Source organism: Faunimonas pinastri, from assembly GCF_900110915.1.
Taxonomy (GTDB): Bacteria; Pseudomonadota; Alphaproteobacteria; order Rhizobiales; family Afifellaceae; genus Faunimonas; species Faunimonas pinastri.
Map to the genome: position 1 here is coordinate 1 of NZ_FOFG01000001.1, position 15,038 is coordinate 15,038.

Annotated in this window: 12 protein-coding genes; 8 read left to right on the forward strand and 4 right to left on the reverse strand. The window is 65.8% G+C overall.

Annotated features, from left to right (window positions below; genetic code table 11):
• Positions 1-440: 440 nt before the first annotated feature.
• Positions 441-965, reverse strand: coding sequence for a hypothetical protein (locus BMY25_RS00005; RefSeq protein ID WP_092494547.1), 525 nt, complete (start codon positions 963-965; stop codon positions 441-443).
• A 127-nt stretch (positions 966-1,092) separates the two neighbouring features.
• Here BMY25_RS00005 and BMY25_RS00010 point away from each other — a divergent pair, with 127 nt between their 5' ends.
• Both BMY25_RS00010 and BMY25_RS00015 read left to right on the forward strand, forming a co-directional pair.
• The gene (locus tag BMY25_RS00010; protein WP_092494548.1) at positions 1,093-2,334 is read left to right on the forward strand and encodes a metallophosphoesterase family protein; all 1,242 of its coding nucleotides are present in this window, start codon (positions 1,093-1,095) and stop codon (positions 2,332-2,334) included.
• Positions 2,335-2,337: 3 nt separating this feature from the next.
• Complete coding sequence (locus tag BMY25_RS00015) at positions 2,338-5,814, forward strand: ATP-binding protein (RefSeq protein WP_092494549.1); 3,477 nt, start codon at positions 2,338-2,340, stop codon at positions 5,812-5,814.
• Between the two features lie 115 nt (positions 5,815-5,929).
• Here the strand turns inward: BMY25_RS00015 and BMY25_RS00020 are convergent, their stop codons facing one another.
• A complete protein-coding gene (locus BMY25_RS00020) occupies positions 5,930-6,742 on the reverse strand; it encodes a LuxR C-terminal-related transcriptional regulator (RefSeq protein ID WP_092494550.1) in 813 nt (270 codons plus the stop codon).
• A 712-nt stretch (positions 6,743-7,454) separates the two neighbouring features.
• On the opposite strand from BMY25_RS00020, the gene BMY25_RS00025 reads away from it, so the two are divergent.
• The 6 genes from BMY25_RS00025 (at position 7,455) to BMY25_RS00050 (ending at position 13,024) form a co-directional block, all read left to right on the forward strand.
• A complete protein-coding gene (locus tag BMY25_RS00025) occupies positions 7,455-10,907 on the forward strand; it encodes a transcription-repair coupling factor (RefSeq protein ID WP_177176630.1) in 3,453 nt (1,150 codons plus the stop codon).
• An 87-nt stretch (positions 10,908-10,994) separates the two neighbouring features.
• Entirely contained in the window at positions 10,995-11,219 is a 225-nt protein-coding gene (locus tag BMY25_RS00030; protein WP_092494552.1) for a hypothetical protein, read from the forward strand.
• Positions 11,220-11,443: 224 nt separating this feature from the next.
• Positions 11,444-11,731, forward strand: coding sequence for a hypothetical protein (locus BMY25_RS00035; protein WP_092494553.1), 288 nt, complete (start codon positions 11,444-11,446; stop codon positions 11,729-11,731).
• A 113-nt stretch (positions 11,732-11,844) separates the two neighbouring features.
• The gene (locus BMY25_RS00040; protein ID WP_143061838.1) at positions 11,845-12,063 is read left to right on the forward strand and encodes a hypothetical protein; all 219 of its coding nucleotides are present in this window, start codon (positions 11,845-11,847) and stop codon (positions 12,061-12,063) included.
• Positions 12,064-12,238: 175 nt separating this feature from the next.
• A complete protein-coding gene (gene ykgO, locus BMY25_RS00045; RefSeq protein ID WP_092494555.1) occupies positions 12,239-12,364 on the forward strand; it encodes a type B 50S ribosomal protein L36 in 126 nt (41 codons plus the stop codon).
• Positions 12,365-12,487: 123 nt separating this feature from the next.
• Entirely contained in the window at positions 12,488-13,024 is a 537-nt protein-coding gene (locus BMY25_RS00050; RefSeq protein ID WP_177176631.1) for a tetratricopeptide repeat protein, read from the forward strand.
• 74 nt (positions 13,025-13,098) lie between these two features.
• On the opposite strand, the gene pyk is transcribed toward BMY25_RS00050, so the two are convergent.
• Complete coding sequence (gene pyk, locus BMY25_RS00055; protein WP_092494557.1) at positions 13,099-14,535, reverse strand: pyruvate kinase; 1,437 nt, start codon at positions 14,533-14,535, stop codon at positions 13,099-13,101.
• Positions 14,532-14,981, reverse strand: a complete 450-nt coding sequence (locus tag BMY25_RS00060) for a DUF1036 domain-containing protein (RefSeq protein WP_092494558.1) — start codon at positions 14,979-14,981, stop codon at positions 14,532-14,534. The genes pyk and BMY25_RS00060 overlap by 4 nt, the downstream gene beginning before the upstream one ends.
• Positions 14,982-15,038 lie beyond the last annotated feature (57 nt).

Genomic DNA, 15,038 nt, shown 5'->3' on the forward strand with positions numbered 1-15,038 from the left:
TCGAGCTGATGAAACGCTCAGGAGACGGTGCGACAGCCTGAGCAGCACCCCCGGAAATCCTCCAGCCGGGCGGTCCAAACTCGGGGAGCACGTCAGAAACGCCAGGACTCAGGTCGCCGCTGGATGAAAACTCAGGGGCAGGTCAGTGTACGTCCAGTACATCGGGAAATGCAGGTCATCGCTGTCGATCCAGCCATCTGGTGGCCCGAGAAGGGCCGCAACTTTCATCAGGTTTGCCTTTGGGGTCAAAGGGCCGAAGTTGCCAGTTTCCAGGAATGTCTTAACAGGGCATGGTTTTTTTCAGTTCGGCTTTGGTGACGACGCCGTGGTCTGCCCGCCCGCATCCTCAAGAAAACCAAGATATTGCTCCCTGGAATACGAGGGCCACTCGCTTCCGGACTCGGTCTGGCCGGAGATTTCGAGCACGATCCTCTCCACCTTTACGTTCTCATCCAACTTGCTGAGTTGCTGGTCTTCGTAGAGCCGGGAGATGTGCAGCTCCTTCGGATCGTCTTCGTCTCGCCAAGCATCAGAGCTTTCGAAACAGTTCGAAAGGTCACAGCGATAACCAGCCTATCCTCATGCCCTGAAAAGAAGATCCGGACGTCCCGGTCCTTCCAAAGGTCGCTTCGAAGAAAATCAGAAGGCCGGAGTTCCCGATCGAACCCATCTGTCGTGACCGCAAGATGATAGCCGAACGTTTCGAAAGCCTCTTCGAATCCGCCTTCTTCGAAGCTGATGGATTTGACCGGGTAGGGCGCTACCGGCTCGAAGATGATATTGAGGCTCAGATAGGACTCGCGGTCGTTGTAGATCCAATGAAGCGGCCGAATATCATCGGGCGTAAAGGTCCATTCCTGAGGTGGACCGAAGAGTTCGTCCACCTGGAGCAGATTAGCCTCTCTCGTCAGCGGTCCGAGTGTTCCGGTTTCCAGGAAAGTCTTGAGAGAGGCGAGATAGCGCATGGATCATCCCGAGTTGATCCTGGGTAGAGCGGGACATCCAGGGTGTCAACGAAACGCCGAGGCCGAACCAGTCTCTGTTCACGAAAAGTTCTTGACGCTGGGTGCTGCCTCTCGGCAAGATCGCGCCATGAGATTCACTTTCCTCCATGCTGCCGACCTGCATCTCGGCAGCCCCTTTATCGGCCTCGCGCTCAAGGACGGAGAGGTGGCGGAGCGTTTCGCGGCGGCGAGCCGGAATGCGTTTTCCAGTCTGGTCGCGCGGGCCATCGAGGAGGGCGTCTCGTTCGTGGTGATCGCCGGCGACGTCTACGACGGCGAATGGAAGGACACGTCTATCGGCCTGTTCTTCAATCGCGAGGTGGCGAAACTGCATCGCGCGGGCATCCCGCTTTTCGTGCTGAAGGGAAACCATGACGCGGAAAGCGTCGTGACCAAGACGATCTCGCTGCCGGACAGTGTTTACGTCTTTCCCGCCACCAAGCCCAAAACCTTTCGCCTCGACGATCTGAAGGTGGCGCTGCACGGCCGCAGCTTTCCCGACCGGGCGGTGACCGAGAATTACGCGCTCACCTATCCCGATCCGGTGCCGGGCTGGTTCAATATCGGCGTGCTCCACACCTCCTGCGACGGGCGGCCGGACCATGCGAACTATTCGCCCTGCAGCGTTCAGGATCTGGCGACCCGGGGCTACGATTACTGGGCGCTCGGCCACGTGCACGAATATGAGGAGTTGTCGCGCGATCCCTGGATCGTCTTTCCCGGCAATCTGCAGGGGCGCAGCGTGCGGGAATGCGGGCCCAAGGGCGCCGTGCTGGTCGATGTCGCGGACGGGCGCGTTGCCGGTTTGCGGCGGCTGGCCCTGGATCACGCGCGCTGGGCCGATCTCGCCGTCTCCGTGGAAGGACATGAGCGGGAAGCCTCGATTCTCGGCGCGGTGGAAGAGGCGATCCGACCCGTGGCGGATGAGGCCGAGGGAAGGCTCGTGGCGCTCCGCATCCGGCTCACCGGCGCAACCGATCTCGACGCGGCCTTCCGCTCCGATCCGCGCCGCATCGCCGATGAATTGCAGGCCGTGGCGCATCGCTGTCACGACGACATTTGGCTGGAACGGGTGAAGATCCAGACCCGCGAACCGGAGCGCGCCCGGTCCGATCCCGGCCTGTCGGCCATCGATCTCGCGGCGACGTTGAGGGAGGCGATCACCGATCCGCGTTTTCGCAAGGAGGCCGCGGAGTTGATCGAGACGATCACCGCGCGCATGCCGGGCGGCATGGCGGAGGATGGGCGACCGCTGCCCGAGGAGATCGATACGCTGCTGGCGGACGCCGCGGCCCTGGTGCTTGGCCGCACGCAACCTGCGGGCTGCTGATCCGTGCGGCTTCTCAGGCTTGAGCTGGAGCGTTTCGGCCCCTTCACCGGCCGCACGCTCCATTTCCGCGAAGACGCTTCCCTGCATGTCGTCTACGGCCCGAACGAGGCGGGCAAGAGCTCGGCTCTGGCGGCCATAAAGGATCTGCTCTTCGGCTTCGAGCGGCAGACTGATTTCGATTTCCTGCACGAGGGCAAGGACCTCAGGATCGGTGCTGAAATCGCCGACCGGCAGGGGCGGCGCATGGCCTTTCGCCGCCGGAAGGGCAACAAGAATACGCTGATCGATGCCGCCGATGCCTCCATCGGAGACGATGCGCTTTCGCCCTTCCTCGGCAGCCTGACCCGGCCGGTCTTCTGCCGCGCCTTCGGCCTGAACGCGGAGGACCTTCGCGCCGGGGCGGAGGAGATGCTGAAAAGCGAGGGGGATGTCGGCGCCAGTCTCTTTGCCGCGGCTTCCGGCCTGCGCGGCCTGACAGACGTCCGGCAGTCGCTGGAGGCGGAGGCGACCGGTATCTTCGCGCCGCGCGCGGCCAAGGACCGGCGCTTCTACCAGGCCTACGAGCGCTTCGATACCGCCCACAAGACGATCCGCGCGCTGGAGCTCAAGGCTTCCGACTGGAAGGCGCTGAATGCCCGAATCGAGGCGCTGGCGGGCGAGCTGGACAAGATACGCGCCGAGCGTGCCGCCAAGGCGGCGGAGCGGGCGCGGCTCTCGCGCCTGAAGTCGATCGCGCCGCTTCTCGGCCGCATCGACGCGCATCTTGGCGATCTGGAGGATTTCGGCGACCTGCCGGAGGTGGAAAACGGCTTCGCCGCCCGGCTCCGCCGGGCGCTGGCAGCGGCGGAGGTCGCCCAGGATCGCCTGGAACACGCCGACATCGCGCGCACCCGGGCGACACGCGACCTCGATGCGGTCGCGGTCGACGGCGGACTGCTGGCGCACGCGGCAGAGCTCGGGGAACTCGTCGAGAAATTCGGCACCTATACGGACGCGGCGCGCGACCTGCCCCGGATCCGGGCGGAAGCTGAACAATATGACCGCTCGTTGCGCGCGCTCGCGGTCCGGCTGGGTCTCCCGTCGGACGCGCCGGTCGAGGCACGAATTCCGTCCGATGCCGCTCTCGCTCTGGTGCGCAGCCTTCTGGAAGAAGGCGGCGATGTCGCCCGCGATCTCGCGCGACAGGGGGAGGCGCTGGGCTCTGAAGAGTCTACGCTGGAGGATTTGCAGCGGGAGCGCCGGCAGCGGGGCGCACTGGTGGACCCGGCACCGCTGAAGGTGCGCTTTGCCGCGTTCGCTCCTTTGCTGAAGGGGCTTGAAAGACGGGTCGCGCTGAAGACCGCCATTCAGGCCGAGGAGCGGGATCTCCTCGCGGCGGGACAGCGGTTGAAGCCGGGAATTGTCGATCTTGGCTGTCTCGACCCGGCAGCCCTGCCGGACGCCGGCAGTATCGAGGGTGCGCGTGAGGCTCTGGCGAATATCGGGGAAGCGATCCGGCGGGAGCAGGCCGGCCTTGAGGAACTTGCCTCCGGTCTCGCGCGATCGGAGGCGCGGATACTGGCGCTGGCGGAGGCTGGGCCCGTACCGTCCGCCGAGGCGATAGCGGCGGCGCGGATTGCGCGCGATGCGCTATGGGCGGAGCTTAGGACGAGCCTCTTCGAAGCGGAGGGACGGCTGCAGGGGGCGGCCCGGTTCGAAGCGTTGCGAGCGTTCGAGCGGGCGGTCGAGGATGCGGATCGGCTGGCCGATGCGCAGGCGCGCGACGCCAAGCGCGTGGCCGACCACGGAGCCGAGGTGCAGGCGGCGGCACGCAATCGCGCCGCGCTCGCCCAGACGGAAGCGCGGCTCGCGGGCTTGAGGGGCCAGGAGAAGACGGAACGGTCGGCATGGGCCGGGCTCTGGAGCGGCTGCGGGGTGGTGCCGCTGACGCCGGCCGAGATGCTGGTCTGGCGCTCCGCCGTGGATCACCTCCTGGAGCGGCTAGCCCGGCTGCGTGAGCAGCGTTCGGACCTTGCCGCCATCGACGAGCAATTCGCGGGTATCGAGCCTTCGCTTCGCAATCTGGCGGCCGAGACCGGCTTGTCCGACATGGGGGGGCTGGACCTCGGTCTGCTGGTCGCGCGCCTGGAGGGCCGGCTGGGGGAGATCGGGGAAAGCTGGGACCGGGCACGCGACCTGGAAACCCGGATCCGCTCCACCGAGGCGCGGGTCGCCCGCACGGCCGCTTTGCGGGACGTGGCTGTCGGGCGGCAGGCGGAGTGGCGCGGACGCTGGGAAAAGGCGGTCGCCGCTATCGGGCTTGAACCGGATGCGGCGCTGGAGCAGGCCGCCGCCGCCCTCGCGGCCTGGGACAAGGTGCCGGATACGCGCGACGAGCGCGACAACCGGCTGCGCCGGGTGCGCGGCATGGAGCGGAACATTGAAGCCTTTGAGCTTAAGGCCCGCGACCTCGCGGCATCCCTTGCGCCGGATCTGAAGGATCTTTCCGCCGACAGTGCGGTCAAGGCAATGCTTTCCCGGCTGGAAGTCGCGCAGAAGGAGGCCGTGCGACGCGAGGAGGGCACCAGCCGGCTGGCGCAGGCGCGTGTCGATTTCGAGGAAGCGGAGCAGAGCCTAGCCGAGGGAAAACAGGAGGTGGGGCGGCTCTGCCGGGAACTGCCCTCCGGCGCCGACGTCGCCCGGGTCCTGGACGGGCTGGAGCGGAGGGAGAGGCTGCGCGAGGCGCTCGGCGATCTTCGTGCCCAGCTGGTGGATGTCTCCGGCGGGCGCGCGGAAGAGGATCTCCGGGCGGAGCTGGCGGGCTTCGACCCTGATGCGACCGAAGCCGCTTTGGCTGTCCTTTCCGACGAAGAGGCGATCCTGGAGCGTCGCGGCAACGAGACTTATGCCGAACACGACCGCGAAATCCGCCGTCGCACCGCGCTTGAGGCTGGCGTCGGCGCCGAGGTGGCGCTGCAGCAGAAGCGGAGCGCCGAGGCCGAGCTGGCGGACGCGGCGCGCGAATGGCTCGTCCTGAAGCTGGGCGCCCAGCTGATCGGAAAGGCGATCGAGCAGCACCGGGCAGGTCAGCAGGATCCCATGATGAAGCGTGCGGCCGCTCTTTTCTCCGAGTTGACCGGTGGCGACTATGAGGGCTTGAACCAGGAATATGACGACAACGATCTGCCGAGGCTCGTCGGACGGCGTCTGTCGGGTTCGCCGGTGCCGATCGCGGGCATGAGCGAAGGCACGCGCGACCAGCTCTATCTGGCCTTACGGCTCGCCTATCTCGAAGACTTCGCCGGGCGTTCGGAGCCGGCCCCCTTCATCGGCGACGATCTCTTTGCCACCTTCGACGACCGCCGCACCGCGCACGGACTGAAGGCGCTGGCCGACATAGGGGGACGGGTCCAGCCGATTCTCTTCACCCATCACCAGCACGTCGTGGAACTGGCGCGGGAAACGCTCGGCTCGAAAGTCGACGCTCTCACGCTCGCCTGAGATCGCTTTCGCCCTGACCTTCACTCTTGCCTGGGCGGGAGCGCCACCGTGCGAAGCATCTGTATTCCGCATTCCGCCGACATGGCTTCGCCGGCGCAAAGCCGGCGAAGCCTCTTCAGTTGTCGAGAAGCAGGTCATGCGCCAGTAAAGCCGCGTGAGTGCGGTTCTTGGCGTTGAGCTTCTTCATGATGTTGCGCACGTGAACCTTGACTGTGCTTTCGCACATGTTGAGTTCGCGGGCGATAACCTTGTTGGCCTGGCCCTTGCGGATCGCCGCCAGCACCGCGCGTTGCCGCTCGGTCAGCAGCGAGCCGGCATGATCCGCCGCCAGTGCCCGGCCGGAATGCCGCCCGGACTCGCGCGATTGCATCAGGCTTTCGGCCGGGATGAAGATGCCGCCGGCATTGACCAGCCTGATCGCCTCGATGGCGATTTCCAGTGGAATGCTGGTGGGAAGATACCCGCGGGCACCGCTCTGGAGCGCGCTGATGACCTCATCGGCCCCGTCCGTGTCCGACAGGATGATGAAGGGCTTTCCTCCCGCGAGCTTGGAAAGCCGCGCCGCGAGGAACTTGGAGCCGGAGTCTGCGTGATCGCCATCGTCGATGACGAAGAGCACGAGGTCGGGCGATTCCGCAACGCCGGAACCCTCCCACTCCTCCAGGCTGGCGAAGGCCGAAACCTGGAAATAGCGGCCGAAGGAATTGAGGGTGCGAACCAGGCATTCCCGGATCAGCATGCGCGGATGGATCAGCACGATATGGATCGACTGGACCATCGGTCCGGTCGGGATCGGCAGATCCGTCGAGCGCCGGCCATAATCGGTCTTGTCCTCGCGGTCACCCGCGAGAACCTGGGGCGGAACGTCGTAGACAGGTATGGACGTGTAGGTTCCGTCACCGTTTGACGGCAAAATTTTCGACTGCATGGTCGTCTCCCGTGTCCAGCTATCTCCCTTGCTGCAGCGCCATTTGGCGTTTCTGCAGAACTGAGGCTCCGCGTCGCTTGGAAGGCCCACCCTCAAACCGCGCAAACCGTCGATGCTCCCCACCGATTTATTACCCCCTCTCAACCCGAAGGCGAGGCGGCCAGTCGATGGAACCCTAATCGCGGTAATATCCCCAACTTTTTGATATTTGAATCGATCAAAGCAGTTGTAAATGAAAATCGCGATCAGACCCGTAGGGCAAAGGAGGTAAGCGGATTAAACGGATTAAACGGATGTAAGCCTGCCGATACAGCGTACCGATCAATGTATAAACAACTTGAAGGCTCGATCATGGATCGCCTGAGTTGATATTAACATTTGTAAGTCCCGTAGATGGAATCGTTTCTTTCCGATGTTAATAGATCTCGTGTGAAAAAAGGTAAGCAAAGTAGTCCATAACGAATGTGTCGTTTCAGGCATTTTCGGATCTCGGCAGTTGCGCCGGTTGCAGGTATCGGTATCGGTGATTCGTCAGTCCGATCCGGGCCTTGGCCCGAGCGCGTTTGGCCGATGAATGGGTGGCCCGGGCAGTTCTGACCCGCTCTGCCGATCGCCTGACCGCCCCTCTTTTTCGGCGTCTCGTGCGGCTGGAACCTGCCGCGAGTGCCGACGTTGCCCGTCCCCCTTGGAAAGAGGCTCATGGGCGAGGCGCATGGACGAAGCGAGCATTTCGGAGAATACCCCCCGCGAAATGTCGGAAGTCGGTGAGGGCGCCGCGGTCCAAATCGAACCCGCGGCCTCCGGCAACGGTGACCTGCCCGACAGCCTGCTCGCCGTCCGTCTATGGTCGGAAATCCGGGAGATCGAGGGCGATGCGATCTTCGTGACGCGAAGCGAGCGGCGTGCCGAAGCGCTGGCCGGGATCCTTGCGGGGCTGGATCCCTCGCTCGATGTCCTGCACTTCCCCGCCTGGGACTGCGTGCCCTACGACCGGGCCTCGCCCTCGCGCCACGCCATGGGTGAGCGCATGGCCGTACTGACCCGACTGAGCCTGGGACACGAGAACAAGGGCGAAGGGGCCGACGCCGTCCGCCGGCGGATCGTCCTGACCTCTCCCGACGCGATCATCCAGCGCGTGCCGCCCCGCAAGGCGCTGGCCGGAGCGCGGATCATCCTGAACGTTGGGGAAGCCTTCTCCGAGGACGCTCTGGAGCAGTCGCTGCTTCGTGCCGGCTACCTCCTGGACGAACGGGTGGACGAGCCGGGCGAGGCGGCTTTTCACGGCGCCACGATCGATCTCTTTCCGGCCGACGGTGAAATCCCGTACCGGCTGGAACATGCGGAAGGGCGTATCGAGGAAATCCGCTCCTTCGACCCGGTGACGCAGCTCAGCATCGCCGATCTTGAGACCCTCACCTTCTTCCCGGCATCGGAGGTGATCCTCTCCGGGCGGGAAGGCGGCCCGGCGGCGCACTTCCCCGGCATCGAGCATGAGTTGCCGGGCTTCTACGATCGGCTGGAAACGCTGCTGGATTATTGTCGGGGCGCGCAGCTGATCGTCCAGGACGGGGTGGAGAGCAGGCTGGCCGCCGCCTGGGAGCAGATCGAGGATGCGCACCGCATCCGCGGCGATCTCCGTGCACCCGCCGAAGACGGGCGGCCGCCGCGCCCGAGCTTCGCGCCCGAGCGGCTTTATCTCACGCCGGACGAATGGAAGAAGCTGAGCAAGCGGTTCAAGGCGGAAGCCGGTGCGGACGACGCGGCAGGCGATGCCGTTGCCGTGCCCCGCTTCGCCGCCCGGCTGGATGCGGCCCGTGCCTTCCGTAGTTTCATGGCGCGTGAATTGGAGGCGGGCCGCCGCATCGTGCTTGCCGCGCCCGACAAGGCGGGGCTTGCCGGCCTCGTGCGTCGGACCCGGGCGCGGAACGGCGGCGAGGACGCCTCCGCTCCCGAGCCCGTGGCCGCTTCCGGCTGGGCCGAAGTTCTCGCTCTGCCGCCGGGCACGGTCGCGACGATGGTGCTGAAGGTGGGGCACGGCTTTGTCGATCCCGCCGACGATGTCGTGCTGATCACGGCAGCGGACGTGCTGGGCAGCCGCGCCGAAAACGGCGGGCAGGGGGCGACGAGCTATGCCCAGCTCCTGGATCTCTGGGACGAATTCCACCTGGGCGACGCGGTCATTCATATGGACCATGGCATGGGCGCTCTGCGCGGGCTGGAGTTCGTGGAAGGCGCCGGAGCGCGCCAGGAGACGGTGGCGCTGGAATATGCCGGCGAGGCGCGTCTGATGGTGCCGCTGGAGCAGCTGGGCAAGCTCTGGCGCTATGGCGCCGATGCGGAGACCGTCACGCTCGATCGGCTCGACGGGGAAAGCTGGAACGATCGCCGCGAGACGCTGATGGGCGAGATCGGCGAGGCGGCGCAGGGGCTGGCGAAGGTCACGAGCAAGCGCGAGCAGGCAAAGGCCCCGGTGCTACGCGCGCCGCGCGCCGGCTTCGAGCGCTTCATCTCGCGCTTTGCGTATGCCCTGACGGCCGACCAGGCGAGTGCCACGCGGGCGGTGATGGAGGATCTCGCCTCCGGTCGGCCGATGAACCGGCTGGTCTGCGGCGATGTGGGCTTCGGCAAGACGGAAGTCGCGCTTCGCGCCGCGGCCGTGGCCGCCCTCGCCGGGATGCAGGTGGCGCTGATCGCTCCCACGACGGTGCTGGCGCGCCAGCATTACGAAAGCTTCCGCCGCCGGTTCGCCGGGTTCGGCATCGAGGTGGCGCATCTGTCCCGGCTGGTTTCGGCCTCAGAGGCGAGCCGTGTGAAGCAAGGGCTTGCGGAAGGCTCGATCCGGGTGGTCGTCGGCACCCACGCGCTTGCTGGCCGTGGCGTCCGCTTCAAGGAGCTCGGCCTGCTGATAGTCGACGAGGAGCAGCGGCTGGGAACGGCGGTGAAGACCAGGCTCGCCTCGCTGGGGCGCAGCGTCCATGTGCTGCGCATGAGCGCCACGCCGATCCCCCGCACGCTGCAGGGCGCCCTGGTGGGGCTGCAGGATCTCAGCATCATCGCCACGCCGCCGGCGCGCCGGCAACCGATCCGCACCTTTCGCGCGCCTTTCGATCCCGTCACGGTGCGGCAGGCGCTGATCCGCGAAAAGCGGCGGGGCGGCCAGAGCTTCCTGGTCTGCCCGCAGATCCGCGACATCGCGCCCATGGCGGCCAGGCTCGCCGAGCTCGTGCCGGACCTCACGACCTTGCAGGCGCATGGCGGCATGGGGGCGGAAGAGATCGACGAGGCGATGATCCGCTTCGCGGAAGGGGACGGTGACGTCCTCCTCGCCACCAACATCATAGAGAGCGGCCTGGACGTGCCGCGCGCCAACACGATCCTGATCTGGCGCGCCGACCGCTTCGGGCTGTCGCAGCTGCACCAGATGCGGGGCCGGGTGGGGCGGAGCCGGCTGCGTGGCATCGCCTATCTCCTGACCGACCCGAAGGCCCGGCTCAGCGAAGCCACGGAGGATCGGCTGCGCACCCTGGAAGCCTTCGACCGGCTCGGTTCCGGTTTTGCAATCAGCGCGCGCGACCTGGACCTGCGCGGGGCGGGCGACCTCCTTGGCGACGAGCAGAGCGGGCACGTGAAACTCGCGGGCATCGGGCTCTACCAGCACCTGCTTTCCCGAGCGCTGCGCGAGGCGCGCGGCCAGGCGCCTGAGCCCGATTACGTTCCCGAACTCCGCATCGGCGCGGAAGCCTTTCTGCCGGAGGATTACGTCGCCGAACCTGAGCTTCGGCTGAACCTTTACGCACGGCTCGCCCGCCTCACCGGCGAGGAGGAAATCACGGCCTTCGAGGACGAAATCGAGGACCGGTTCGGCAACGCGCCCGACCCGGCGGCGCAGGCCCTGAAGCTCGCGCGGCTACGGGCTCAATGCTTGCGGCTGGGCATCGAGCGGGCCGAGGTGGGGCCGCAGGCGGTGGCGATCACCTTCCACGGGGTGAACGGGACCGACCGGGCGCTCGCCGACCGCATCGAGCGTTCCGGCCTGCCGTTCAAATGGCGGGAGGAGCGATTGATCGTGGACCGCCCGACGGAGACGGACGGGGAGCGGATGAAGCTCCTGACGATCGTCCTGCGACGACTGGAGAGCGGCGCACCCGCCCCCGGCGAGGGGTGAGATCCCAGGCCGGGACGAAGGCCGCCAGCATTCGAGCGAAACCGATCGCCGCCCTCGTCGGTTGACGAGGGCAAGGAGGACGACAGCATGACCGTTCAGGTTTGGAAATCCGAGATCGACGAAAACAACGAACTCATCGGCGAGCCCGAGTCGCTGCGGGAATGCGCCAGCCGGGCGGAGGCCGAGGCCTTCATCGCCAGCCAGATCGAAGCGTTCGACCATAGTGGCTATGTGCCTGGCGGTGAGCGCGTCGGCTGGTGGGGTCGTAACGACCGCGACCATTCCGAAAAGTTCCACTTCTGGATCGAGTAAGCTTCCACATCCTAATTGTTGTCACCGGCGGCCCAGCAAAGCGCGTCATAATGATAAACTTACCTCAAGCCGGAATTGCGCGGAACCTTGCTCTTTCTCGCGGATTATTTCCGGGTGCTGCAAGACGGTGCGAAGGCTAAGGAGCCGGGAGCCGATCGAGCTGACGAATAACGGGTGAAAGATCCCGATATGTCGGGGAACCGACCCAACTAGGAGAGAGACTCATGACTCTGCGTCTTCTGAAGGCCACGACCGTCGCCGCCGCGCTTCTCGCCGGCACCACCGTTGGCGCTTTCGCCCAGTCCAATCCGAATGGCTCGACGAGCAGCGAGGATTGCGCCGCTTCGTCGACGAACTGCCCGACCGGCTCGCCGACGACCGGTGAGCACAACGACAGCAGCCTGACCGGCACGGCCAGCGGCCAGGGCTCCGGCTCCACTGGTGAGTCCGGCACCGGCACGGGCACGGGCGGCAACGGCGGCGGTACCGCTGGTGGCAACGGTGGCGGCTGAATGAGCGCGGGCGCCTGCCAGGCGGGCGCCCCTCTCGCCGCTCTGACCTTCGCTCCGGGTGCGGGCGCTTCGGCGCCGACCGCTCCGGAGCGAATTCATTTTTGAGGATGCAGATGTCGGAACGATCGGACGAGGAAAAGCGCAGCCTCGCAGGCCATAAGGGCGTTAACGGCGATGCGATCGAGTTGCCCGCCGGCAAGACGCTCGCCGCGCACCAGTTGCCCGGACAGACGAGCCCGCAGAAGGGCTCCGAGCGGCCCGATGGAGCCGTGGCCTCGGGTGGGGCCACAGAGCACGGCGGGACCGCCAATGTGGGGCGGAAGGAAGGCTGACGCCTTTCAGCCGCCCTTGCTGTTGTCGAAAGATGTTCTCGGCCGGCGAGCGTGATGACTCTTAATGCCCCTCAGGGGCAGTGATATCGTGCTCCTGCATTGACAAGCCTGTCGCGCTTTTCTATGTCCGGCCCCAAGGTTTAGAGCGCGGTCGCTCGCGCGCAGGACAATTACAATGAAGATCAAGAATTCGCTGAAGGCCCTCAAGGCCCGCCATCGCGACAACCAGTTGGTCCGCCGCAAGGGTCGCGTCTACATCATCAACAAGACGCAGAAGCGCTACAAGGCCCGCCAGGGCTGAGCGTCAGGGCGCCCCGGCGCCCAATGCATCTTTCATCGCATGGCTGGAAGACGTATTCTTCCGGCCATGTTCTATTTGAAGCGTGCCCTCGCCGCGTGTTCTCTTGCTTCCGTCCTTTGTGCGGTGGCTTTTGCGTGTCCGGCGTTTGCCGATAATCCGGGGCCGTCGGCGGCCGCCCCGCCGCCCAGCCTCGACTCGCTGTTTCAGCAACTGAAGACGACCCCGGAACGACCGGCGGCGAAGGCCGTCGAGGCGGAGATCCTGCGTCGCTTCAACGAATCCGGCAGCGACACGGTGGACCTCCTCGCCGATCGCGCGAAGCAGGCCATCCTCAGCGGGGACTATCCGCTTGCGCTGGACCTCCTGGATCAGGTGGTCACGCTGAAGCCGGACTATGCCGAAGGCTGGAGCAAGCGCGCGACCGCGCATCTCCTCGCCGAGGACTACGACGAGGCGCTCGCCGACATCCATCACGCACTGAAACTGCAACCCCGTCATTTCGGGGCGCTGGCGGGCCTCGGTTTCATCTATCGCGGCATGGGCGACCAGCCGCACGCGATGGAGGCCTTCGGCAAGGCGCTCGATCTCGATCCGCAACTGGACAGCGCTCGCAGGGCGGTCGAGGAAATGAAGGCGGAAAAGGCCGGCGTGCCGATCTGAGCGCAGTCTCGGGCTGAAAAAGATCAGGCCGACCCCGAGGGGCCGGCCTGCGAGCTTCGGAGCGAAGGCTGCGCTCAGTAGCCGGAATGGCCGTCCGGGCTGATGAAGGCGATGCGCAGCATGTTGGTGCCGCCGGAGCGGCCGAAGGGAGCACCGGCCGCGATGATCACGCGCCCGCCCGGCTCGGCGAAGCCCTCGTCATGAGCGATGCGGCAGGCCTGGTTGACCATGTCATCCACATCCTTGACGTCTTCAGCCACCACGGAATGAACGCCCCAGGCGACCGCGAGGCGGCGGGCCGTCTCGCGCGTCGGCGACATGCCGATGATCGGCACGCCCGGACGCTCGCGGGACGCGCGCAGAGCGGTGCGGCCAGATGCGGTGAGGCAGATGATCGCCGCGAGGTTCAGCGTTTCCGCGACCTGGCGGGCCGAGGCGGTGATCGTGTCGGCGCCGGTCGTTTCCGGCTCCGTGCGCTGGGCGTGAATGATCTGCGGGTAGTAATAGTCCTTTTCGCAGGCCTCCGCGACGCGGTTCATGGTCGAGACGGCCTCGACCGGGAAATCGCCGGCGGCGGATTCCGCCGACAGCATGACGGCGTCGGCACCCTCGAAGACGGCGGTGGCGACGTCGGAAACCTCGGCGCGGGTCGGCACGGCGGCGGTGATCATGCTTTCCAGCATCTGCGTCGCCACGACCACCGGCTTGCCGGCGCGGCGGGCGAGGCGGGTCAGCCGCTTCTGGATGCCGGGCACCAGCTCGAGCGGCATTTCCACGCCGAGATCGCCGCGGGCGACCATGATGGCGTCGGAGAGCTCGATGATCTCCTCGATGTTTTCCACCGCCTGCGGCTTCTCGATCTTCGACATGATGCCGAACTTGCCGCGAATGATCTTGCGGGCCTCCGCCACGTCCTCGGCGCGCTGCACGAAGGAGAGGGCCACCCAGTCGATGGCCTCCGGCAGGGCGGCTTCAAGGTCCTTGCGATCCTTCGGCGTCAACGCGCCGGACAGGAGCAGCGTGTCGGGCAGGCTGACGCCCTTGCGGTTGGAAAGCTTGCGCCCGGCCTCGACCACGGTGACGGCCCGCTTGCCTTCCACGCTCTTCACCTTGAGGCGGACCTTGCCGTCATCCAGCAGGATCGAATGGCCCGGCTCAAGCGCATCGAAGATTTCCAGATGCGGGAGATAGACGCGGTTGCGGTCGCCGAGCGTCTCGTCGTCGTCGAGCACGAACTCCTGCCCGACTTCCAGTTCGGCGGAGCCGTCCGCGAAAGAGCCGACGCGCAGCTTCGGTCCCTGCAGGTCGACCAGAATGCCGATCGGCCGATCGTACTTCGCCTCCACGGAGCGGATCATCCGGACGAGATCGCGCATCACGTCATGCGAGGCATGGCTCATGTTGATCCGGAAGACATCGGCGCCGGCCTGAAACAGGGCCTCGATCATCTCCACATTGCTGGAGGCCGGACCCAACGTCGCCAGGATCTTGACTTTCCGATTCCGTCTCATTCGCCACCTGTCTCCCGGCCGTTGGGCTCCGTCAGCTGAACCGTCCAGCTCGACTGCTTGCCCGTATCGACCTCAAAAAAGCCTGTCCGCTGATAGCCGCGCGCCACGCAGTCGTTCACCCCCTCGACGGTGAACTCCTTGTCGCGCGTGCACATGAAGGAGCTGCCGCCCCATTCGCCGCCCTGATCGTAATCGACGGCATAGATATAATAGAACTCGGAAATCAGGGGGCCAGCCATCAGCGTCGCGCAGGAATTCGCGTCCACCGTCCACCAGCCCTCCGTCATCCACGCCTTCGCGGCCTTGTATCCGACCGCCACGCCGACGCGCCCGCTGGTCTTGTTGCAGAGGCGAAGATCGGCATGCGCCGCCGAGCTCAACGCAAACGCTGCGGAAACCGCGATGGCGACAGTCGCGGCGGCACGGCCCCACCGGTGACGCATCATGCTCCGCCTCCACCAAATTGGTTCAGGGTTCGAAAGAATTCCTGCTGGTTTTGCTTT

Excerpts from the sequence above, each read along its gene's own strand:
- BMY25_RS00005 (WP_092494547.1), bottom strand. The coding sequence starts at position 965 with ATGCGCTATCTCGCCTCTCTCAAGACTTTCCTGGAAACCGGAACACTC.
- BMY25_RS00010 (WP_092494548.1), top strand. The coding sequence starts at position 1,093 with ATGAGATTCACTTTCCTCCATGCTGCCGACCTGCATCTCGGCAGCCCC.
- BMY25_RS00020 (WP_092494550.1), bottom strand. The coding sequence starts at position 6,742 with ATGCAGTCGAAAATTTTGCCGTCAAACGGTGACGGAACCTACACGTCC.
- BMY25_RS00025 (WP_177176630.1), top strand. The coding sequence starts at position 7,455 with ATGGACGAAGCGAGCATTTCGGAGAATACCCCCCGCGAAATGTCGGAA.
- BMY25_RS00030 (WP_092494552.1), top strand. The coding sequence starts at position 10,995 with ATGACCGTTCAGGTTTGGAAATCCGAGATCGACGAAAACAACGAACTC.
- BMY25_RS00035 (WP_092494553.1), top strand. The coding sequence starts at position 11,444 with ATGACTCTGCGTCTTCTGAAGGCCACGACCGTCGCCGCCGCGCTTCTC.
- BMY25_RS00040 (WP_143061838.1), top strand. The coding sequence starts at position 11,845 with ATGTCGGAACGATCGGACGAGGAAAAGCGCAGCCTCGCAGGCCATAAG.
- ykgO (WP_092494555.1), top strand. The coding sequence starts at position 12,239 with ATGAAGATCAAGAATTCGCTGAAGGCCCTCAAGGCCCGCCATCGCGAC.
- pyk (WP_092494557.1), bottom strand. The coding sequence starts at position 14,535 with ATGAGACGGAATCGGAAAGTCAAGATCCTGGCGACGTTGGGTCCGGCC.
- BMY25_RS00060 (WP_092494558.1), bottom strand. The coding sequence starts at position 14,981 with ATGATGCGTCACCGGTGGGGCCGTGCCGCCGCGACTGTCGCCATCGCG.